The organism is Sphingomonas cavernae, from assembly GCF_003590775.1.
Classification (GTDB): Bacteria; Pseudomonadota; Alphaproteobacteria; order Sphingomonadales; family Sphingomonadaceae; genus Sphingobium_A; species Sphingobium_A cavernae.
The window spans coordinates 360,682-381,682 of sequence record NZ_QYUM01000002.1 but is presented as its reverse complement, the minus strand read 5'-3'; the positions used below and the strand labels follow the sequence as shown (position 1 = coordinate 381,682).

13 protein-coding genes are annotated in these 21,001 nt (G+C 64.2%); 5 read left to right on the top strand and 8 right to left on the bottom strand.

The window, feature by feature from the left end; genetic code table 11:
* The first annotated feature begins 22 nt into the window (after window positions 1-22).
* The 4 genes from D3876_RS02110 to D3876_RS02095 all read left to right on the top strand — a co-directional run bounded on the left by D3876_RS02110 (window position 23) and on the right by D3876_RS02095 (window position 6,459).
* Window positions 23-2,524, top strand: coding sequence for a cyclic nucleotide-binding domain-containing protein (locus D3876_RS02110; RefSeq protein WP_119759457.1), 2,502 nt, complete (start codon window positions 23-25; stop codon window positions 2,522-2,524).
* 172 nt (window positions 2,525-2,696) lie between these two features.
* A complete protein-coding gene (locus D3876_RS02105) occupies window positions 2,697-3,572 on the top strand; it encodes a hypothetical protein (RefSeq protein WP_119760914.1) in 876 nt (291 codons plus the stop codon).
* 79 nt (window positions 3,573-3,651) lie between these two features.
* Complete coding sequence (locus tag D3876_RS02100) at window positions 3,652-5,469, top strand: cytochrome c3 family protein (RefSeq protein WP_119759456.1); 1,818 nt, start codon at window positions 3,652-3,654, stop codon at window positions 5,467-5,469.
* 141 nt (window positions 5,470-5,610) lie between these two features.
* Window positions 5,611-6,459: a phosphodiesterase gene (locus tag D3876_RS02095; protein ID WP_119759455.1), complete on the top strand. Its 849-nt coding sequence runs from the start codon at window positions 5,611-5,613 to the stop codon at window positions 6,457-6,459.
* A 45-nt stretch (window positions 6,460-6,504) separates the two neighbouring features.
* On the opposite strand, the gene D3876_RS02090 is transcribed toward D3876_RS02095, so the two are convergent.
* From D3876_RS02090 to D3876_RS02065, 6 genes are all read right to left on the bottom strand, one after another.
* On the bottom strand, window positions 6,505-6,630 hold the full coding sequence (locus D3876_RS02090) for an entericidin EcnA/B family protein (protein ID WP_119759454.1): 126 nt from the start codon (window positions 6,628-6,630) through the stop codon (window positions 6,505-6,507).
* A gap of 183 nt (window positions 6,631-6,813) precedes the next feature.
* On the bottom strand, window positions 6,814-7,077 hold the full coding sequence (locus D3876_RS02085; RefSeq protein ID WP_119759453.1) for a hypothetical protein: 264 nt from the start codon (window positions 7,075-7,077) through the stop codon (window positions 6,814-6,816).
* Window positions 7,078-7,165: 88 nt separating this feature from the next.
* A complete protein-coding gene (locus tag D3876_RS02080) occupies window positions 7,166-11,299 on the bottom strand; it encodes a multiheme c-type cytochrome (protein WP_119759452.1) in 4,134 nt (1,377 codons plus the stop codon).
* On the bottom strand, window positions 11,299-13,209 hold the full coding sequence (locus D3876_RS02075; protein ID WP_119759451.1) for a hypothetical protein: 1,911 nt from the start codon (window positions 13,207-13,209) through the stop codon (window positions 11,299-11,301). Before D3876_RS02075 ends, D3876_RS02080 begins: the two co-directional genes overlap by 1 nt.
* 127 nt (window positions 13,210-13,336) lie before the next feature.
* Entirely contained in the window at window positions 13,337-15,307 is a 1,971-nt protein-coding gene (locus D3876_RS02070) for a heme-binding protein (RefSeq protein WP_119759450.1), read from the bottom strand.
* Window positions 15,307-16,704 (bottom strand): multiheme c-type cytochrome, encoded by a 1,398-nt coding sequence (locus D3876_RS02065; protein WP_119759449.1) that lies wholly within the window; start codon window positions 16,702-16,704, stop codon window positions 15,307-15,309. Before D3876_RS02065 ends, D3876_RS02070 begins: the two co-directional genes overlap by 1 nt.
* 214 nt (window positions 16,705-16,918) lie before the next feature.
* On the opposite strand from D3876_RS02065, the gene D3876_RS02060 reads away from it, so the two are divergent.
* Window positions 16,919-17,584, top strand: coding sequence for a Crp/Fnr family transcriptional regulator (locus tag D3876_RS02060; protein WP_182911832.1), 666 nt, complete (start codon window positions 16,919-16,921; stop codon window positions 17,582-17,584).
* Window positions 17,585-17,696: 112 nt separating this feature from the next.
* On the opposite strand, the gene D3876_RS02055 is transcribed toward D3876_RS02060, so the two are convergent.
* Both D3876_RS02055 and D3876_RS02050 read right to left on the bottom strand, forming a co-directional pair.
* A complete protein-coding gene (locus tag D3876_RS02055) occupies window positions 17,697-19,130 on the bottom strand; it encodes an aldehyde dehydrogenase family protein (RefSeq protein WP_119759448.1) in 1,434 nt (477 codons plus the stop codon).
* 37 nt (window positions 19,131-19,167) lie between these two features.
* A complete protein-coding gene (locus D3876_RS02050) occupies window positions 19,168-20,811 on the bottom strand; it encodes an acetolactate synthase large subunit (protein ID WP_119760910.1) in 1,644 nt (547 codons plus the stop codon).
* Between the last annotated feature and the right edge of the window lie 190 nt (window positions 20,812-21,001).

The following is a 21,001-nucleotide window of genomic DNA, read 5'->3' as shown; positions in this document are numbered from 1 at the left end:
TGAAGGGGGATGGGGCAAGCTCGTGAGCGACGGTTTTCGCATCGCGATCATCGGTTCCGGGCCGGCCGGGCTGAGCGCCGCAGCACGCGCTGCGGAGCTGGGGCTGAGTCATGTGCTGCTCGAAAAGACCGATCATCTCTCCGACACGATCTACAAATACCAGAAAGGCAAGCACGTCATGGCCACGCCGAGCCAGCTCGTGCTGCGCTCGGACATGGATTTCGAGGCGGGCAAGCGCGAGAAAGTGCTCGGCACCTGGGACGAGCAGGCCGCGGGGCGCAAGGTCAATGTGAAGCTCAATGCCGAGGTGAAGGCGATCACGGGCGCTGCAGGCGCGTTCGTGCTGACGACGACCAGGGGCGAGACGATCAACGCCGAGACGGTGATCCTCGCGATCGGGACGCAGGGCAATCCCAATCTCGTGCGCTGCCCGGTGGGCGAGGGCGCGGTGGTCCAGTATCAACTCGACGATCCCGGCGAATATATCGACGAGCATATCGTCGTGATCGGCGCGGGCGATGCGGGGATCGAGAATGCGCTGGGGCTCGCGGCCGACCCTGAGCAGCGCAACACGGTCTCGATCGTCAACCGCTCGGCCGAATTCTCAACCGCCAAGGACGCCAATATCAAGGCGCTGCTCGCCGCTGAGGCGGCGGGGCGCGTCACGATCCTGCGCGAGACGACGTCCTCGGCGATCGACAAGGGCTGGATCACCTTCGACACGCGCGACGGCGAATTGAAGGCGCGCTGCGACCGTGTGATCGCGCGCATGGGCTCGGCGCCGCCGCGCGGCTTCGTCGAGGGCTGCTGCGCGAGCTTCGAGGAAAAGGACGGCAAGAAGGCGATCGCGGCGGGGACGGGTGTGCAGTTCTCGAGCGCGGACCGGGTCTCCTATCCCAAGCTGTCGCCGACCTTCGAATCGACGGTGCCCGGCATCTTCGTGATCGGCGCGCTGGCGGGCTATCCGCTCATCAAGCACTGCATGAACCAGGGCTATGACGTCGTCGAGTTCATCAACGGCAATACCGCGCTGAAGCCGGCAGACGAGCCGATCCTCGAGGCAAAATTCGCGGGATTGCCGGGACGCAAGAGCGTCAATGAGTGGCTCGAATTCCTGCGCTCGAATGTCGGCATATTGAACGGCGTCTCGCCGCTGCAGATGCGCGAGTTCATGCTCGATTCGGAAGTGCGCTTCTCCCGCGCAGGGGAGATGATCTTCGAGCGGCTTGAGACAGGATCGTCGTTGTTTGCGATCGCGAGCGGATCGGTGCTGGTTCAGGTCGACAAGGACGATCCGTCGATCACGGTGCCGATCGAAACGGGATCGATTTTCGGCGAGGTCGGGCTGATTTCAGGGCGGCGGCGCGGCGCGACGATCCGCGCGGGCGAGGATGCGATCCTTGTCGAGATATCGCGCTCGGCCGCGCTCAAGCTGCAGAGCCAGGTGCCCGCGGCCAAGGCGGCGATCACGCGCATCTCGACCGAGCGACAATTGCTCCAGATGCTCGGATCGGGGCTGAAGTCCGAGGATCTTCAGGATGTTCTGGACGGCGCCGAGATCCTGACGGTGAAGGCGGGGCAGCCGATCATTACCGAGGGCGAGGAGGGGAACGACATCTATGTCATCCGCTCGGGCTCGATGGTGGTGGAGAAGACCGTGGGCGGAAAGCCCGTCTTCCTCTCCTATCTGCCCGCGGGTTCCTATGTCGGCGAGATGACGCTGATCGCGGGCGGCAGACGCACCGCGACCGTCCGCGCCGCGATCAAGTCCGAGGTGATCAGGCTGCAGGGCGCGGCGTTCGCCAAGTTGCTCGATGCCAATCCGCGGCTGAAGCAGAACACGCAGCAGCTCATGGCGAGCCGGCAGGACGTCAACGCCTTTATCGAGGCAAAGAAGGACAGCTTCTCGGGCGTCGTCGACATGTATTCCAATGTCGCCAATTTCCTTGTCGATCAAGGCATCGGCGAGGCGACCGACGTGCTGCTGATCGACGAAAATCTGTGCGTCGGCTGCGACAATTGCGAAAAGGCGTGCGCCGACAGCCATGACGGGCTGTCGCGGCTCGATCGCGAGGCGGGGCGGACCTATGCGCACCTTCACGTGCCGACATCGTGCCGTCACTGCGAGCACCCGCACTGCATGGCCGATTGCCCACCCAACGCGATCCACCGCGGTCCTGACGGAGAGGTGTTCATCGACGAGACCTGCATCGGCTGCGGTAACTGCCAGCGGAACTGCCCTTACGGCGTGATCCGCATGGACAGCGTGCCGCCCAAAAAGCCGTCGCTGCTGTCGTGGCTGTTCCTGGGACTTGGGCCGGGACCGGGCGAGCCGAGCAAAAAATGGTCCTATGCGCATTCGGAGCCCGGCGTCGAAAAGCCCAAAAAGGCGATCAAGTGCGACATGTGCGCGGGGATTGAGGGCGGTCCGGCGTGCGTGCGCGCATGCCCCACCGGCGCCGCAATTCGGGTCGCGCCCGAGGATTTCCTGACCGTTGCGCGGCTCGAGCGGGAGGAGAGCTGATGGAGAAAGGCCGCGCACACACCCGCTCATCCCGAGTAGCCATTGAGCGTGGCGAAATGGCGTATCGAGGGACGCACAATCCGTGCTTCGATACGGGCCCTCGACAAGCTCGGTCCCTACTCAGCATGAGCGGGTTTGAGGTGGCGGTCGGCAGTCATCTGGAGGCTCCATGATGGCCACGCGCGCCGCAACCCCAGGCCGCGTGAAGGGCGAGGTGCTGCACGACGGCTTCCTGCGCCACAAGCATTTCAAATGGCTCAAGATCTCCGGCGCGCTCTCGCTGATCGTGATCGTCGGCTATTTCCTTATCGACGTCACCCCGCGCCATAATGGCGGGAGCTGGTACGGCTATGTCCTCGGCACGATCGGTGCGCTGCAGATCCTGTGGCTGACGCTGCTGGGCCTGCGCAAGCGCGCGATGACGCGCGGGCGCTGGTCATTGAAGGCGTGGACCTCGGCGCATGTCTATCTGGGATTGAGCCTGATCGTCATTGCGACGCTGCACACGGGTTTCCAGTTCGGCTGGAACGTCCATACGCTCGCCTATACGCTGATGATGCTGGTGATCCTGTCGGGTATCTTCGGGATCGTCGCCTATGCCAATATTCCAACCGCGCTCAGCAACAATCGCGAGGAGATGACGCAGCCGCAGATGATCGATTCGCTGCGTTCGATCGACCGGCAGTTGCACGACGCCGCGCAGCCGCTCGACCAGCATCTCGCCGCGCTGGTGCAATCCTCATTGGAGCAGGATCCGTTCGGCTGCGGGCTGATCGAGCGGCTTTCGGGGCGCTACCCCGACTGTGCGACGCGCGCGGCGCAGGCCGCGATACGGCGCGAGACCGCGTACAAGCCCAATCTGGGCGAGGACCCGCTCGAGAAGGTCGATGCGCTGCTCGTCCGCAAGGAGGCGATCCTTGCGCGGGTGCGGCGGCATTTGCGGCTGAAGGCGTTGCTCGAGGTGTGGCTCTACGTCCATGTGCCGATGACTTTTGCGCTGATCGCGGCGCTTTCCGCGCACATCATCTCCGTCTTTTTCTACTGGTGAGGGACATGCGTGTTTTTCTCTCTTCCCTCGTCATCCCCGCTTTCGCGGGGATGACGCGTGAGGTGATCCGGGCCGAACGATGAGTTTCCTGATCCGCCAGATTTCGCGCACCGCGGACGGCCGGGAGATCATCCGGCCGCAGGAGATCGACCGCACGATGATCAGCATCGGGCGGTTGGCCGAAAACGACATCCATCTGCAGGACCTCGCGGTTGCACCGCGGCATGCGCAGATCGAGCGGCTCGACCAGCGACGGATCATCGTCAAGTCGGTGAGCGGTCTCGATTTCGATGTCGATGGCCGCCCGGTCCAAGAGGTCGAGATCGACAGCGCGAAGGGCGCCGAGCTGCGCTTTGGCGGGCACCGGCTGACGATCGGGCATGAGGGCGCCAACGTCACCATCGCGGTCGAGCGCGTGGAAGCGCTGTCTGACGCGTCGGAATACAAGGATGAGGCCAGGGTTTTTTCGCTGCGCGGGCTGCTGCCGGGCAAGCGGCTGAGCGCCTGGGGCTTTGCGGCGCTGATCCTGCTCTGCTTCCTCGCCTTTCCGATCTGGAGCTGGGCGACCTATAGCGAGGTCAAGACACGCCCCGTCGGCTTCCATGCCGACCAGAGCTGGTCGAGCGGCAAGCTGTCGCTCGCGCACAAGAGCCTCGAGAACAACTGCCAAGCCTGTCACGTAAAGCCCTTCGAGGCGGTGCGCGATACGTCCTGCACTTCATGCCATACGCAGGTGCACGACCATGCCGATCCGAAGCGGCTGGCGGAGGCAAAGGCGACGCCCGGGCTGGGCGGCCGCGTGCAACTGATGTTCGCAAGCGCGTTCAACGTGCCGCAGGGACGCTGCGTCGAATGCCATACCGAGCATGAGGGCGCGGGCAAGATGCAGCCCACCGCACAGCAATTCTGTTCGGATTGCCATGCCGATCTGAAGACGCGACTGACCGATACCAGGCTGCTCGACGCAGGGGATTTCGGGACTGCGCACCCTGAGTTCCGCCCCGCGGTGATCGTGCGGCCGGGCGGCGCGCATCCAGTGACTCAGCGCATCTCGTTCGACAAGAAGCCGATCGAGGACAATGGCCTGAAATTCCCGCACGAGCTGCACCTGTCCAAAGCGGGCGGGGTGGCGCGGATGGCGCAGACGCTCTCGGGCGACAAGGGCTATGGCAACGCGCTCGCGTGCAAGGATTGCCACCGCCCAGACAGCAGCGGCACGCGTTTTCAGCCCGTCGACATGGAGCAGGATTGCAGCGGCTGTCACAGCCTTGCCTTCGACGAGATCGGCGGAACCGTCCGCACGCTGAGACACGGCGATCCTGCGCAAGTGATGGCCGATATCCGCGCCTTCTACCGTGGCACCGGCCCCGCGCGCCCCGCAAATCTCGGCGGCATGGCGCGCCGGCGGCCGGGCCTCTATGCCGAGGGGCAGGTCTATAGCGCCTATTTTGGCGCAGTCGGGGCGCGGCCGGGGCAGGCCGAGTCCGCGATCCGCGCGGTCTTCTCGCCGGGCGGTGCGTGCTTCGATTGCCACCGGATCGACCCGCCGGGCGCGGGCGGAACCTGGCGCGTCCAGCCGGTCAGCCAGAATGCGCGCTATTTCCGCAAGGGCTGGTTCGACCATGACGCGCACAAGACCGAAGACTGCGAGAGTTGCCACGCCGCGCCGACATCGAAGGCCGCGACCGACCTGCTGATCCCCGATCTGGCCTCCTGCCGGACCTGCCATGTCGGGGAGGCCGGGGCGTCGCTTCAGACCGTGGCGAAGCCGGTGCCCTCCGGCTGTGCGCTGTGTCACAGCTACCATATGGATGACGGCGCACCATGGTCGACGCGGCAGCGAGTCGCGGATAACAAGGGTGGCACCAATGCCGCGAAACCAACGGGCGCGCGCTAAGAGCCTTTCCCGGCAATGCGGAATCGCATTGCCGGACAAGAAAGGCTCTCGATTCAAATATCTGGAGCACTTCCTGACCGAAAAAACCGGTTCCCACTTTTTCGGGAAGTGCTCTAGTGACGGCAGGGTGAGGGGAAGCCTATGCTGATAGGGCAGATCACCGACATCCATCTGGGGTTCGATCCCGACAATCCGGCCGAGTTCAATCGCAAACGGCTGGACGTGGTGTTGCGTCATCTGTGCGAGCCGCACAACCGGCCCGACCTGCTGCTCGTAACGGGCGATCTGGTCGATCGTGGGGATGCCGAAAGCTACCGGCGGCTGCGAAATGCGCTCAGCGCGTGCCCCTTTCCGGTCTGGCCGTGCCTTGGCAATCACGACATGCGCGCGAATTTCATCGCGCAGTTCCCCGATATACCCGTGGCCGAAGGTTTCGTGCAGTATGAGATCGATACCGGCCCGCTCCGCTTCCTGATCCTCGACACGCTGGAGGAAGGGCGTCACGGCGGCAGCTTCTGCGAGACGCGCGCGGCGTGGCTGGCGGCGCGGCTGACCGAGAAGACCGACATATCGACGGTGATCGTCATGCACCACCCGCCCGTTGAGGTCGGCATAGACTGGATGAACACGCATCCCGAGGAAGAGTGGGTGCTACGCTTCGCCAGGACCATCGCGGGCAAGCCGCAGGTGAAAGGTGTGATCTGTGGTCACCTCCACCGGCCGATCGTCGCTGCGTGGAACGGCACGACGGTGACGATCTGTCCTTCGACCGCGCCGCAGGTGGCGCTCGATCTCGCGCCGATCGACCCTGACAAGCCCGACAATCGGCCGATGATTGTCGCGGATCCGCCCGCCTATGCGCTCCACCGCTGGAATGGGCGCGAACTGGTCAGCCATTTCGACACCGCCGACGAACATGTGATGCTCGCCAAATATGATGCGTCAATGCAGCCGTTGGTACGGGCACTGATGGCAGAGCGGCCAGACTGAACGGATCAATTGTCCGCGTGAGTCCGCCGTCCCGCCCTTCAAACATCAGTCCATTTCATTTTCAACCGCGTTGCTGGCGGACTGAATATCGTCGCCGGCGCCCGAAACGGTGTTGCACGCCGCGATCGTAAGCGCGCCCAGCAGTGCGAGCGCAAAGGCAAAGTTCTTCATTGCGACCTCCTTCAGTTGTTGCAGGGATTCAACGAAGTTCGGATCACATGTTTCCGCAGATGCAATCGACCTGCCGCGACGATCGTGAGGCCGGACGCAAAGCGGTGATGGCTGCCATGCGTTGCAGGATGGCGGAGAATTTACGCAACAATTTGTATTAAAAGATAAATACTCAGAAAGGGTCTAGCAATTCGATCCGCGCGTCGGGAGGCAAGGGATCAGTTGAGACTTTTCGATGATTTGCCGGTCAGAGGCGCGCCGCTCGTCCCATTGCGCGCGCGTCAGGCAATAGCGCCGTTTGGCAAGGCGGCTGCCGAGCACGGGTTCGGACCGGCAGATTATCTCGCCCGGGTCACTTTTCGGCCTGGCATCGGTCTCGGCCGCCACCCCGGTCGGCGGAGAGCCGACCAGCGCGATCACAACGGCCAGATGGCAGCCATATCTCATCACGGTTCCCTAGATGCGACGTCGGACATATTCCGTCGTGGCAGGCTTTCTAGGCAAGGGCTTTTCGATAAACAGCAGCAGCGGACGTTTAGCGGGTGGGCGACGATTCCAAGTCTCGCGCCGCCATCAGCGCGGGAATCCAGTCTTCCATCGTGACCTCGTCGCGCACTTTGTACGGAATTCCGCGGCGGTTCAGGAACAGCTTCTCCATCTCGCTGCGCGTGAAGGGGCGGCTGCCGAGGCGACCGAAGACCGCGATCTGGCCGCCCGTCTCGTCAACCGCGCGGTCGCGGTCAAGGCCCTTGGAGAGCGCGAGAGCGGGGCTGGGCGTCCGCGCCCAGGCGATCAGCTCGGGCACGGGCGCTGGGGAGAAGCCGTAGAAATTGGGCTGGCTGTCGGGCGAGGTGAGCTGGATGACCTTGAGACCGTTCCGTCCGTCGGCGACATAGGCGAAGAGCGAGGCGTTGGTCGTGCCGACGATCACGTCCTCGGCATCGTTCATCGCGCCGCCGAAGCTTTCCTTTCGGTAGATCTTCGGCGCCTCGGGATTGGTGATGTTGACGATGACGAGCCCATCCTGCTTGGCCGCGACATAGGCATAGGTGCGCGCGAGATAGAGGCGGCGTGCATTGGCGAGCGCGATCGTGCCCGCGGGAACGGGAACGGGATTGCCGAGCCGGGTGACATCGAACAGCTTAACGCCCTCGGCATCGGTGACCCAGAGATAGCGGAACTGGATCGCGGAGGCGCGTGCGTCGGTGAGCGGGAGCGTCGTGACGTAGCGCGGCTTCAGCGGATCGTTAAGGTCGACGACGACGAGCCCGGCGGTTGCGGCGATATAGGCGTAATGGCCCGCGAGCGTGATGTGGCGCGCGCCCGCAAGCACATCGTTCTCGTTCCAGGTGGCTGCACGCTTCAGGAAGTTGTTGCGGAATTCGCCGTCGGCGAGCGTGTTGATGTCGACGAGGATCAGGCCTTCCACGCTGTCGGTGACGACGGCGTAGTTGTAGATCGGGTGGAAGGGCTGTTCCTCGTTCATCTCGCGCATTTCGGGGGTGTTGCGCAGCGGGCTGATCGGCTGGTTGGTCGCGATCGCCATGCAGGTGGCGTTGGGGCTCTTCACCTGCATGTCCTGCCCGAGCGGCGAGAAGGGCGCAGTCACGATGCGTTCGGAGAAGCCCTTGTTGCCGATCGAGGCGACGTCATAGACGCGGAAGCCGCCGCGCCCCTCGGCGACGAACATATATTCGCCGCGGAGCTGCAGGCAGCCGACCGCGCCCGCGGTGCCCTGCGTCACATTGCGGAATTCCTCAAGCGCCTGGGTCTCGCCCGAGCCGCGCTTGTCGAAGGTCTTGCCGCGGGTCCAGTTGATCAGTTCGCGCTTGTTCTGGTCGACATGCAGTTTCCAGTAATCGGGATAGGCATAGCGCTGGAGATAGGAACCGATCACCGCCTGCGGTTCGTCCCATTCGGTGACGCGGACGGCCTCGAAGCCGTTCTCCAACCCAGTCCATGCATGGAGGCCGACGAAGTTCACGAAATTGGTGCCGAGCAGCAGGAGTTGCGACATGATCGCATTGTTGTCGTTGGCGGCGCTCAGATGGCAGTCGCTGCAGGTCTTCGTCTCGGTCTTGCGCACGGTGTGCGGGAAGTGCGGCGCGAAGGCCTGGGACGAGAAGCCGATCGACGAAATGGGCGGCTGCTGCACATAGATGCGCTCGCGGTTGATGTTGGTCGAGGAGAGCACGAGCGCGGAGGTCGAGCGGACCGGCGCGACGATATTGCCCTTGGTGGTCTGGTGGCGGCCCAATTGGAACATCTCGTCGCGCGCCACTTGCGGATTGTAGGTCGCAAAATTGCGGCTCTCTATGCCGTCGTACTTGTGGCTCTTGGTCTTCCAGTTGGCCTCGATCGGCAGGTGGCAGCCGCCGCACGATGTCGTCCATGAAAGGTGGCAGGTAAAGCATGCCATATTGTCGTCAGTATGCGCGCGCTCCGATTTGGGCACGCCGGGGCCGAAGCCGTATTCGCCGGTCTCGGTGCCGGTCCGGCCCATCAGCTTGGCGCGCGCGGCCTTGGCGTTGAAATGCGGATTATTGCGGTCGACGCTGTCCTTGACCAGCGACAAGCGCCATTCGAGCTTGGGATCGACGATCGAACGCTGGATGAGCACGCGGTTGCCGCTCGCGTCAAAATACCATTCGAAGCGGCGCTGCCCGTCGGCATTGCGCAACAGTGCGAGGTTGTTGCCCTGCGGACGCGCGGCAGGGCCCGAGGTCAGCAGGGTGGGGTACGCGTCCGCGGTGCCGTGGCAGTCCTTGCAGCCGATCTCGACCGCGTTGGCCACCTCGCCATAGATCAGGCCGTTGCCGTGATTGTCCTGCGCAAAATGGCAGTCGGCGCACTGCATCCCCTTTTCGGCATGGATGTCCATCATATGGACCGCCTTGCCCTTCTGTTCACCGGGCTCGACGAACTCGGCGGCGTCCTTCTTGCGGAATTTCTCGGGATCGTCGGACGAGACGATCTTGCCGTCGGCGTCGAGCAGATTCCCCTCGCGATCGCGCTTGTAGATCGCGCGGAAGTTCCAGCCATGGCCGTGATAGTCGGCGAACTGCGTGTCCTTGGCCTTCGGATTCACATCGTCATAGACGCGGCGGAGGAAGTCGAGATCGGCCCATTTGCCCTTGGGCGAGGCCGCCTCGGGGTTGCGTTCGAGCACCTTGTGGACCTCGGCGGCGGTCGGATATTTCTGCTTTTCGGGCCACATCAATGGCGCGTCGGACTCATAGTCCCACATGGTGTAGCCGAGATACGAATTCAGGAAGATGTTGGGCTGGTGCATGTGGCAGTTCATGCACTGCGCGGTGGGTATCTGCCGCGTGAAGACGTGCTGTAGCGGGTGGCCCTTTTCCTTCGTACCCCGGCGAACGCCGGGGTCCAGGTGGTCGGGCGCCGGCGCGCGTGATTCCTGGGCTCCGGCCTTCGCCGGAGCACGAAGAGCACCATGCCCGTCGTCATGTTCCTCCGGTTCGAGCTTGTTCGCGATCGTCGGATCGACGGTGATGCTCTGCCCGTCGCGGCCGTGTTTCGCGTAGATCAGGCTGTGCCGCGGTTCGCGGTCGTTCGCATAGATGACGTGGCATGAGGCGCAGCCCGAATGGCGATAGTCGCCGGGCTGATCGTTGGTCCCCATGAACCAGGTGAAGGGATCGTTGAGCCGCGTCTTGTGGATGTTGAGGATCGGAATCGCGACGCGCAGGCCCGTGGCGGGGCCGCGGTTCGACTGCTTCAGGTCGGGTCGGCCGGGCTCCTCGAGACGCTGAATGATGCCGCCGGTGTTGGGCAGGCCGATCTCCGGGAACTGCGTGTTGATGTTGCGCCCCCCGCGCTCGAAGACGCGGAAGATGTCGCCCGGCGGAACGACGTGCCAGGTGGGGAGTGGATAGAGCTCGGCGAGCGCGCCGCGCTTCTTTTGCTCGGGAGTGACCGTGCCGTGCGGCTCGCCCGGCGAGACGATCTTCGCGGGCTGGCCGTCGCGCGTATAGGCCTCGCCAAAAGCGTAGTTCTTGTAGGGGATGATGCCGTTGTTGTAGGCCGCACCACCCCAGAGCATGGCGCCCGAAGCCATAAGCGAGCGTTCGGATGCTTCGATCACCTCCATATGGCACGCGCCGCAGCTTTCACGCGCGACGCGGTAGTCGGAGGGGTTGACGAAGCGGATGAACTCGGGCGCCTCGCGATTGAGCAGCGTGTAGCTCGTCTTGGGATTGGCCGAGCTGGGCCAGCGCCAGCTCTTGGGGTAGCGCGGCAGCACATGCGCTTTGTCGCGCGCGGCGACATAGGCTGGCGCATTGTGCGGCAGTTCGGAATTGCCGCGCACGGCGGGATCGCCGCCGTGACAATCGGTGCAGCCCAGTTGTACCGCGGGCGCGGTATGCATTGTCGGCGCATCCGACGCCGTGTGGCAGGTGAGGCAGCCCTCGGATTTGCGCGCGGCTTCGGCGGGTTCCTGCGTCTGTGGCGCGGGTGCGGTAAAGGCATAGATGCGCTTGACCGCCTTTTCCTTTTCCGCGGCGATCGACACGGTCGAGGGGATGAGGAGGAGAAGGATTAGCAGCAGTTGTACCCCGGCGAAGGCCGGGGTCCAGAGTCGCTTGCTCGGGACTGGACCCCGGCCTTCGCCGGGGTACTCGGAGTGGGGGGCGAGCAGGGTGCGCATCAGAAAGCCAGAATCGCGTTGAAGAGAACGGAGTAATAGCGGTCGTCACGCCGCGCATTGGTGAAGAGATCGCGGAAGCCCTTGCCGGGATCGAGCACCGCCCCCGACAGGCGCAGCACGATGTTCTGCGTCGCCTTGGGGCGCCAGATCGCGGCCGCCGAAAGGTCCCAGCCGATATCGTTGGGGATCGAGCCTTCGTTCCTGAGCGCCTGCAGCACCTCGGTCTTGTGGAACCAGAGATGGTTGACGTTGCCCGACAGGCGAAATTCGGGAGTTAGGTCGAAATCCGCGCCCGCACCCACAAGCATAGTGCCCGGATTGTTGAAGTTGGACTGTCCCTGTTCCTTGGACGAGCGCAGCGAATTGAGGATGCCGTTGCGCCCCTGGATGCTGATGACGCGCCCGCCGCCTGCAAAGGGGATGGTCTGGCGGATCCAGTAGCTTGTGTCGGCGCCCGCGAATATCGGGTTTTCGAAGATCGCGTCGAAACCGCGCTCGGTGTTGTCGTAAGGATCGCCGTCGCCGCTCGCGAACAGGCCTGAGACGCGGAAGCGCGCCCAGTTGACGTCATAGCTCGCCTCGGCGGCGGCGAAATAGGCGCGGACCTCCGCCTGTTTGCCGGTGAAGATGCTGTTCCGGTCCTCGCCCAGCGCCGCATAGAGCGAATGGGTGAGGTTTATGCGCCCGATGCGGCCGTCGCCCGAATAGCCGATATAGCCGATGTCGTAGTCGCGCCCGCGCAGGTCGCCGAGCAGCGCGGGGCGAACGGGAAAGCCGTTGTCGTCGATCTCTATATCATCTGCCTCGCGGTTGATGTTGAGCGTCGCCGAAAGCTGGCTGGTGAAGCCGGGAAAGGGGAAGTCCTGCCGGAAGACGTTGGCGAACAGCGTCCAGTCGTCGCGCGGGCTCTGCGTGACGTCGTTGAGTCCCGAATTTGTGTCCTTTTCCAGCCGCCAGATCGCGCCCAGATTGAACTGGAAGCGGTTATTGTCGCGATTGCCGAACAGGCGGATGCCGAGCTGGTTGTCCTGAAAAAGGAAACCGCGGAAATCCATGTTGAAGGGCTGGATGCCGACGCGGATCGAACGGAAGTCATAGCGGTCCGAAGTGTTCGCGAGGTGATAGTCGATAAACGCTTCCTGCACGCCGAGAAAGTCGTCGGTGCGGTGCGTCGGCTTCGAGGGCTCGACGAACAGCACGCGGCGTTCGGGAACGTCGACATGATTGACCTGATAGGCGAGCGTCAGCCGATATTCGACATCGGGCGGCTTGTACGCGGTCGAACCCTTGATCAGCGCCGCGCCGACGATGAAGGTCTGCGCGAGCACGAGGCTGTTGGTGCGCCCGAAGACGTCGTTGCTGCCCGGACGGTCGGTGGTCTGGACGCCCACGGGGATCGGGAAGCTGCGCGGTTCGACCACGGTGTCCGATACCGCGTTCAATGCGAAGAACCAGTCGTCCTCCTTGATGGGCAGCCACTTCACCTTTTCGCGGTTGATCGGGCGGTCGCCCTTCAGCGTGTTCTGGTGATAGGGATCGAACCAGCGTTCCTTCACCAGCCCCAGCGATTCGATGAGCCTCCAGCGATCGGGGATCGGGAAACTGTCGGCGGGGAACGCCTCGGGCGGCGGCGGGCGGACCGCACCCGGATTTTCCTGCGTGACCTTGTCGGGCAGCGTCGGAGGCTGGCCCGGACGCTTGCGGCCCTCGATGAGCGCGTCATCGGCCTCGATCTCGGGTTCGGCGGGTGCGGTTTGCTGGCCCTGTGCCGGCGGAGTTTCCTGCTCGCCCGCGAAGCTGGCAGCCAGCCGCGTCTCGATAAGGTCCGCGCTCAGTCCTTCGGTTTCCACGACGGCGGCATTGCCCGACATGGTGGCCAGCAGCGGAATGAAGGAGGCGGCGACGGGCATCTCTACAGATCCCCACCTGTCATTCCCGCGAAAGCGGGAATCCAGAGGAAGCTGGTGCCAGTCTCAGAAATCGTCTGGATCCCCGCTTTCGCGGGGATGACAGCGAGCGGGAGGTAGGGGTACATCCTCACAGCCCCTGACAGACATTCTGCTGGGCGGTGTCCAGAAAGGGCGCGAAGGGGCAGCTTATGTAACGCAGCCGCACATTCTGGCTGCCGACCGCGACGGTAATCTGGTCGGAGCGGATAGCGGGCGCGGCATTGCCGATGCCGCCGACGCGCAGGCCCGCATTGTGCAGGCCGAGGAAGCTGATCATGTCGTCCTGATCGATGCCGTCGCCCGAAACGCCGATGCCGCCGACGAGCTGGCTGCCGCGATAGATCGGCACCGAGCCGGGGAAGATCTGGATGCCGTTCTGCAGCCGATTCTGGCCCGCGACCACGTCGGGCGTCGCGGTGCAGCGTTGTGGCGTGTCCGTTCCGGCGCCAAGGATGAAGCCGACATGCTGGAGGATGTTGTCCTTGACCAGTGCCGACTGGAGCCCCGTCGAGAAGGGATTGAAGCTGGCAATGGGACGCGAGAAGGGGCCATTGGGGCGGCCGACCTCGCCATCGGGGAAGTAGGGGCGTGAGACATTGCCGATGGCGCGATCGGCAAAGGCGAAGCGTCCGCTAAGGGCGTTGGGATCGCCAAAGAAGGTCCGTGCGTTGCTGACAAAGCCTTGCACGTCGGTGCTGGGATTGCCGAGCAGTTGCGCACCCGCTTGCGCGTTCGAGAAGAACATCCCCGTCCGCGCCTTTTGCAACGAGACGTCGGTGCCGAAGATCGGCGCGTCCGGCGAGCGGACGATGCCCAGCACCGCGCCGTGCGTGTCGACGAGCGAGATCGTCACCTGTGCGCGGCTGTCGAGCGGCTGGCGGATCTGAGCGCGGGCGCGAGACATGACCGCAAAGGCTTCCTCGAGGATCGCGCGCGCCTCGGTTGCGCTGAGAGGGGCGGATACGGTGCCCGCATCGGTGCCTGCGCGGATCGGATAGCGGTTTGCACCCGCGCCGTTGGTGAGGATGAAGGCGTCGGTGTTCGAGAACTCCGCTGCGGTCGCGCGGCGAATGCCCGAAGCTTCGGTGCCGTAAGCGGTGCCCGCGAGCACGCCGCCCGCCGCATTGTAATAGCCGTTGACGCTGGTGAGCGCGCCCTGTGCGCCGTTGATAGCGGCGAAGCCGGGAGCGGTGGCGGGATTGCTCTTCAGACCCGCGGGTGTCGCGTCGGCATAGCGCAGCGAGGTCCCGTCGACGGTGATGCGGTTGGCGCGGATCGTATCGGGCGCGGCGAAAGTGGCCGTGCCGGCAACCGCGATGAATTCCTCGTCATCGCTGTCGGTGTCGAGGATATTGGGATCGAAGCTGTAGACGCCGTCGGCCATCACGCCGATGCCGCCCACCACCACGCCGTTCTTGTAGAGCGGAATGCCGCCCGCATCCGCGGAAAGGCCGAGCGGCGAGCGCTTGGGGCCGATCAGCGCCGACGCGCCGCCGCCCGCCATGAAGCGCGCCGATAGATCGGAGCAGGGGAGCTGGCTGAACTGCACGCCAAACAATGGGCCCGATTCCAGCCCCACCGTGCTCGGTGCGGGCGGGAAATGCTCCTGCACGATCTGGCTGGCGGCGCGCGTGGTGAAGGCGTTGCCGCCCGACGAGAGATAGGCTCCCGTGATTGCCTTCGCGATTGCACCCGCTACTGCGCCGGGGACATTCACGCCCTGAAGATCGAAGCTGCTGCCATCGGCTGGCCTGGGCACGGCAAGATTGGGGTTGGCGCCGTTCATCACGAAAACGCCGAGGACGTTGCCGACGCGGTCGACGACCGCGATGCTTGCGGGTTTGCTGCGGGCCTGCGCTTCGGCGACGGCCTGCGCGATGATCTGCTGCACCTCGGCGGAGGTCAGCGCCTCCTGCGCGGGTGCGGTGTAGAGGCCGCCGGGCGAGGGGGTAGGGGTGGGCGTTGGCGTGGGGGTAGGCGTGCTGCCGCCATCGCTCCCGCCGCAGGAACTCAGGATCAGGGCCGCGCCCACGAGCAGGGCCGGGAAACGGCTACGCATCACTTCAACGTCCTGATCGTCCGGACCGCGCTGCCCAGCGACCGGCGAAATTCGATCGGCTTGTAGGCGTTGGGATCCTTGACCGCGGCATAGGCGGCGTTGATGTCGGGACGGATCGCGCCTGCTGCGCCGTTCGATACCGCGCCCGAATTGACCAGCGCGTTGAGCAGCGTGTCGACTGCCATCACCGCCTGCACGCTGCCTTCATAATCGGTGTAGCGCGGGTTGATCGCTTCGCCCGCGATCGTCTCGATAATCTGGAAGGTCTGCGCGCGGCCGAAGCCTGCCCCCGAAAAGGCATCGGCAAGCGCATTGGCGCTTGCGCGCAGCTTGCCCGCGGCGGCGACGGCCGCGCCGCGGTTCTGCGCGAGCGCGGCATGGAAGGCACGGCTGTCGGCGTCGAAGCGTTGTGCGAGCCCGGGTGCAGCGACGCGCGCGGCGGCGGAGAGCATGATCATGTTCTCGTCGTTGAAGGCGGGCATGCCCTCGGGGATCGGCCGCGCGGGATTGCGCACGCCCGTCTTCACCGCAGCCTCGCCGTCATATATGCGGCGGTGACAGGTGTGGCAGTCGAAGAAGTAGAATTCGGGAAACACGCCTTCCTGACCAAGGCCGGGATTGGCATAGAGGCCGAGCGCGCGATCAAGCGCCATCGCCTGACCGACCGCCCAGAAGCGGACATTGTTGCTGCGTCCCTTGCGCTGGGCATAATCCGCATCCTCGTCATGATGCTGCTGCAGCGTCGAGAAAAGATCGAGTTCGAACGAGATGCGCGGATGGCCTGCGGCCATGATGCGGTGATTGACGAACTGGCCCTCGTCGGCGCTGCCGAAATGGCAGTCGAGGCAGACCGAGGCGCGCGCACGCGGATTTTCGAGCGGAACCATGCCCAGCGAGACGTTCCGCCTGTGGCTAGCCCCGACCGAGTAATGCGCGGCGATCCATCCCGACGCCCCGCCATGGCAACTTTCGCAGCCGACGCCGTCGCCCGTCTGGAAGCGCGGACCCCGCTGGCTCGCGGGTGCCGAGTGGCAGCCAAGGCACATCGGCGCGGAGGTTGCCGCACCGATGCCGAGGCGCGAGGCGATCTGCTGGCTGCGGGCATTGGACAGGATGCTGAAGGCGCGGCTGTGCGCGCCGCCGGGGGTGGACGGTTCCTGCCAGCGCATCAGTTCGTCCTGACGGACGATCTTGCCGTCGGCTTCCTGACGGCCGTGGCAGGTCGACCCGCTGCACGAGGCAACGCCGAGATGGACGCCCTTTGCGGGGGCTTGCGCGTCGGCGGGCGGGGTGGAGGGAGACAGGCCTATGCCGAGCGCGACCAAGGCCATCGCCGCGATGACCGCGAGCAATGCAAAACCCAGCATGCGATCGGCAATCGTGCCCCCAGCACCCATCCGCAACGTGTCCCCGTTTCCGGCCCCTGAAGCCGGCTTTATCTCATTATGCGGTGCGACCCATTTTCGGACAGTCTATGTCCGTTTGCCGGTTTATTGGCAAGCGGTTAGCGGCAAGAAAAGCACCATCGGCCGGGCGTTTTCATTTTGTAAACTCCGTATGTTGTGGCCTATTCCTCCACGCCTGAGCGATCGAAACCGGGGAAGGCTCGAAATGTCTCTGTCGGGAGATCTGATCCGCGGCGCGGCGTGGCTGTTGCTCATCGCCGCGGCGCTGATGCCGACGATAACGGCAATGCGGATCGCGCTTCTCGCGGCGGGCATCGCATGGTTGCTTCACGCGCTCTTCGTGACGGCAAGCCTCGTCGAGACCGTCGGGGCAGCGCTGCTGATCTTGGTGACGGGATCCATGCTCGCTCGCCTCGTCGCCGCCGAATATCGCGTGTCCTTCAGCCCGGAGGAACAGGATCTGCTCAAGGCGATGTTCCCCCGGCTTCGACGCACGTCCGCACGCCACCTGCTCGATCAGGGCTATTGGCTTTCCGCGCGTGCGGGCGACGCTCTGACCCGTGCTGGCGAGCCGCTCACGCATCTCTATTACCTGGCAAGCGGCTGGGCGAGAATCCTGAGCGACGGCAAGGCGATCGCCGAATGCCCGCCCGGAACCTTCATCGGCGAAATGACCGTTCTGACGGGTGAGCCCGCGACGGTGTCGGTCGAGCTCGGCGCGCCGTCGCGGCTCTGGTGCATCCCTGCGGGAACGCTGCGGCGCTATCTCGACGAGCACCCCGATGTGCGCAGCGCATTCGAGACGGCGTTCCGCCAGGCGCTTGCCGACAAGCTGGTCGCATCCAACCAGCGCGCAGCCGCCGCGAATTAGAGCAGACTCCGATCCGATTGCATCGGCTCGGCTGCTCTAGTCTTTTGATTAAACGCGTTTTCCGAGTCAGCAGGTGATTCCACCTGCTTCGAAAACGCTCTAACCGTCCACCTCAGGTCCGGCGGATGACGAGATTGCGGATCTCGGTCATGTCCTCCATCGCGAACCGGATGCCTTCGCGGCCGAGCCCCGAATCCTTGACGCCGCCATAAGGCATGTTGTCGACGCGATAGCTGGGCACATCGTTGATGACGACGCCGCCAACGTCGAGACGGTCCCAGGCGTCGAACATCTGGAACAGATCGCGCGTGAAGACGCCCGCCTGAAGCCCGAACTTGCTGTCGTTGACGATGTCGAGCGCGGCGTTGAAATCGTCGAACCTGATCAGGAACGCGACGGGCCCGAAAGCTTCCTCGATATTGAGCTTGGTGTTCCGATCGACATTTTCGAGCAGCGTCGCTTCAAGCATCGCGCCTTCACGTTTGCCGCCGCAGAGCAGCTTCGCGCCGGCAGCCACTGCTTCCTGGATCCAGCCGTCGAGCCGCTTCGCCTCGCCTTCGGAGATCATCGGGCCGATGAAGACATTGCGGTCTTTGGGATCGCCCGCGACCAGCGTTTTCATCTTCGCGACGAGCATGTCGCGGAAGCGGTCATAGACATCTGCGTGAATCAGGATGCGCTGGACTCCGATGCAGCTCTGGCCCGACTGGTAGAAGGCGCCGAAGATGACGCGTTCGAGCGCGTCGTCGAGGTTCGCGTCCCTATCGACGATCACCGCAGCATTGCCGCCCAGTTCGAGCACGACCTTCTTCTTGCCCGCCTTGGCCTTCAGATCCCAACCAACGCCGGGTGAGCCGGTGAAACTGAGCAGCTTGAGCCGATCATCCTCGGTGAAGAGATCGGCGCCTTCGCGGTGCGCGGGGAGGATCGAGAAGGCACCCTTGGGCAGGTCGGTCTCGGCGAGCACCTCGCCCATGATTATTGCGCCCAGCGGCGTGCGGCTGGCAGGCTTCATCACGAAGGGGCAGCCGACCGCGATCGCGGGCGCGATCTTGTGAGCAGCGAGGTTGAGGGGGAAGTTGAAGGGCGAAATGAACGAGCAGGGGCCGATCGGCACGCGCTTCCATATGCCCTGATAGCCTTTTGCACGCGGGGATATGTCGAGCGGCTGGACCTCGCCCGTCATGCGCACCGATTCCTCGGCGGCGATCCGGAAGGTGTCGATCAGTCGGCTGACCTCGCCCTCCGAATCCTTGATCGGCTTGCCCGCCTCGACGCAGAGCGCATAGGCCAACTCATCGAACCGTTCCTTGAAGCGATCGACGCAGTGCTGGAGGACTGCCTGCCGCTCATAGCTCGCCATGCGCGCCATTGGCTCGGCCGCCTCGACCGCACCCTGGATGCCCGCGTCGATCGTCTTCGCATCCGCCTGCGCGCAACGGAACGCAACCTCGCCAGTAAACTTGTCGGTGACCTCGAGATCGGTGTTGAGCTGCTCTGCCTTGTTGTTGAGGTAGAGGGGGTAGACGGGTTTGAGTTGGGTCATTGTCTTCTCCTCAACCCCTCCCTTGGAAGGGAGGGGCTTATAATTTGGCGCTCAGTTCCTTGATCTCGTTGTTGAGTATCCGGTCATTGTCCGAATAATCGACGGGGCAGTCGATCAGGTGGACGCCGGGCGTGTCGAGGCACTCCCTGATCAGCCTGGGCAGATGCTCGGCGCTTTCGACGCGGTGGCCGTGCGCGCCGTACGCCTCGGCGTATTTCACGAAATCGGGATTGCCATAGGTCAGGCCGAAGTCCTTGAAGCCCATATTGGCCTGTTTCCAGCGGATCATGCCATAGCTGCCATCATTCAGGATCAGTACGGTGATGTTGAGCCCCAGACGGACCGCGGTCTCCATCTCCTGACTGTTCATCATGAAACCGCCATCGCCGCAGATCGCCATGACCTTGCGGTCGGGATAGACCATCGCCGACGCCATCGCCGAAGGCAGGCCCGCGCCCATCGTCGCGAGCGCATTGTCGAGCAACACCGTGTTCTGCTTGCTCGCGGCATAGTTGCGCGCGAACCAGATCTTGTAGACGCCATTGTCGAGCGCGATGATCCCGTCGGCGGGCATAGCCTCGCGGATCTTGCGGACCAGATAGGGCGGGAAGATCGGGAAGCGCTCGTCCTTTTCGAGCCCGGCGGTGTGCGCGACTTCGGCCTTGCGCGCCGCGAGCATCTTTTCGCAGCCCCAGCCCTGCGGGACGATATCCTCCTTCATCTGCCAGATGGCGTTGGCGATGTCGCCGATCACCTCCACCTGCGGGAAATAGACGGGGTCGACCTCGGCGGTGCGCGTCGAGATGTGGATCACCTTGGTGCCGCCGTTCTTCATGAAGAAGGGCGGCTTCTCGATCACATCATGGCCGATATTGATGATCAGGTCCGACGCCTCGATGGCCTTGTGGACGAAATCGCCGGCCGAGAGCGCCGCGCAGCCGAGGAATTTGGGGTGGGTCTCGTCGATCACGCCCTTGCCGAGCTGGGTGGTGAGGAAGGGGATGCCCGTCTTTTCGACGAACTGAAGCAGCATCCGGCCGGTCATCTTGCGGTTGGCGCCCGCGCCGATGACGAGCACTGGCGCCTTGGCCTGCTCGATCAGCTTTACCGCGGCGCGCACCGCCTTTTCCTCGGCCGAGGGGCGACGTGCGAGGCTGGGGGTGAGGGGGCGGCTGTCGGTCTTTTCTTCGGCGACGTCCTCGGGGAATTCGAGATGCGTCGCGCCGGGCTTCTCTTCCTCGGCAAGGCGGAACGCCTCGCGAATGCGACTTGGAATATTGTCGGCGCTGGCGAGCTGGTGCGTGTATTTGGTGATCGGACCCATCATCGCGACGACGTCGAGGATCTGGAAGCGGCCCTGCTTGGATTTCTTGATCGGCTTCTGGCCCGTCACCAGCAGCATCGGCATCCCGCCGAGCGTGCCATAGGCGGCGGCGGTCACGAGGTTGGTGGCGCCCGGGCCGAGCGTTGCGAGGCAGACGCCGGTCTTGCCCGTGTGGCGGCCATAGGTCGCGGCCATGAAGCCCGCGCCCTGCTCGTGCCGCGTGAGGATCAGTTTCACCTTGTCCGACCGCGAGAGGCTGTCGAGAAAGTCGAGATTCTCCTCGCCGGGCACGCCGAAGACATATTCGACGCCTTCTTCCTCGAGGCACTGGATGAACAGATCGGACGCCTTGGTCATGCCGCTTTCTCCCCCGTCGCGGTCCAGCGATATTGCATTCAGCACCGCGATCCTGCGATGTCAGGCGACGCCGCCGTGACGCCGGATTTCATCGCCGGAAGAAGGGTCTAACGCGCTTCGCCGAAAGAGTCACACACCGAAAAGGCAAGCAGATGCGATGTGCCGCCAAGCGGTTCTGATGATGGCGAAG

What these genes read in the sequence shown, in the direction of transcription:
- D3876_RS02065 (WP_119759449.1), bottom strand. Translation starts at nt 16,704, where the DNA reads ATGGGTGCTGGGGGCACGATTGCCGATCGCATGCTGGGTTTTGCATTG.
- D3876_RS02095 (WP_119759455.1), top strand. Translation starts at nt 5,611, where the DNA reads ATGCTGATAGGGCAGATCACCGACATCCATCTGGGGTTCGATCCCGAC.
- D3876_RS02075 (WP_119759451.1), bottom strand. Translation starts at nt 13,209, where the DNA reads ATGCCCGTCGCCGCCTCCTTCATTCCGCTGCTGGCCACCATGTCGGGC.
- D3876_RS02090 (WP_119759454.1), bottom strand. Translation starts at nt 6,630, where the DNA reads ATGAAGAACTTTGCCTTTGCGCTCGCACTGCTGGGCGCGCTTACGATC.
- D3876_RS02105 (WP_119760914.1), top strand. Translation starts at nt 2,697, where the DNA reads ATGGCCACGCGCGCCGCAACCCCAGGCCGCGTGAAGGGCGAGGTGCTG.
- D3876_RS02070 (WP_119759450.1), bottom strand. Translation starts at nt 15,307, where the DNA reads ATGCGTAGCCGTTTCCCGGCCCTGCTCGTGGGCGCGGCCCTGATCCTG.
- D3876_RS02055 (WP_119759448.1), bottom strand. Translation starts at nt 19,130, where the DNA reads ATGACCCAACTCAAACCCGTCTACCCCCTCTACCTCAACAACAAGGCA.
- D3876_RS02100 (WP_119759456.1), top strand. Translation starts at nt 3,652, where the DNA reads ATGAGTTTCCTGATCCGCCAGATTTCGCGCACCGCGGACGGCCGGGAG.
- D3876_RS02050 (WP_119760910.1), bottom strand. Translation starts at nt 20,811, where the DNA reads ATGACCAAGGCGTCCGATCTGTTCATCCAGTGCCTCGAGGAAGAAGGC.
- D3876_RS02085 (WP_119759453.1), bottom strand. Translation starts at nt 7,077, where the DNA reads ATGAGATATGGCTGCCATCTGGCCGTTGTGATCGCGCTGGTCGGCTCT.
- D3876_RS02060 (WP_182911832.1), top strand. Translation starts at nt 16,919, where the DNA reads ATGTCTCTGTCGGGAGATCTGATCCGCGGCGCGGCGTGGCTGTTGCTC.
- D3876_RS02080 (WP_119759452.1), bottom strand. Translation starts at nt 11,299, where the DNA reads ATGCGCACCCTGCTCGCCCCCCACTCCGAGTACCCCGGCGAAGGCCGG.